Annotated in this window: 1 protein-coding gene; it reads right to left on the reverse strand. The window is 47.4% G+C overall.

Features of this window, described 5'->3' with window-relative positions:
• A partial coding sequence (locus R7040_RS26270; protein ID WP_318097550.1) for a pseudouridine synthase occupies positions 1–576 on the reverse strand: 576 nt, incomplete at its 3' end.
• Positions 577–734 lie beyond the last annotated feature (158 nt).

Consider the following 734-nt stretch of genomic DNA (forward strand, 5'->3'; position numbering starts at 1 on the left):
TTCACACATACGGCGGATCTGACGGTTTAGGCCTTGCGTCAAAACAATACGGAAAGAGAACTTGGTTTCTTTCGTAATTTTACAAGGGAGCGTTACGGTAGCGAGGATTCGAACACCACTCGACATCTGCTTTAGGAATTCGTCCGTAATCGGCTTGTCGACACGCACCACGTATTCTTTTTCGTGGTTGTTACCAGCGCGCAGAATCTTGTTCACAATGTCGCCATCGTTAGTCAAGAAGATCAAACCGTCCGAAGGTTTATCGAGTCGACCAATTGGGAAAATACGCTTTTTGTGACCGATGAAATCGACGATATTGCCGGGGATATCACGCTCAGTCGTACAGGTGATGCCTGTTGGCTTGTTGAGGGCGATATAAATCGGCTTTTCTTTTGAAGCGACAGGCTTGCCATCAACACAAACGTCGTCACCAGGTAGTACTTTGGTGCCCATTTCTGGCTGTTTGCCGTTAATGGTCACTCGACCTTCTTCGATCAGTTTATCGGCAGCACGACGCGAGCAAAAGCCCGTTTCGCTGATGAATTTATTTAAGCGTTTCGCGTTGTCTTGTGACATATCGGTCTCCTAACGTTTCACAACGGCGGTGAATTTGATGACCCTTCCCGCAAGTGGGAAGGGGAAATAAGGTCGGGCATTCTAGCACCGAGGAGAAACTTAACCTAACCGTTTTTGATGACGTTCGCGGTTTTCTAGTTTCTTGTCTGCGCTTTTTC

It is taken from the genome of Vibrio sp. 1069 (assembly GCF_033340555.1).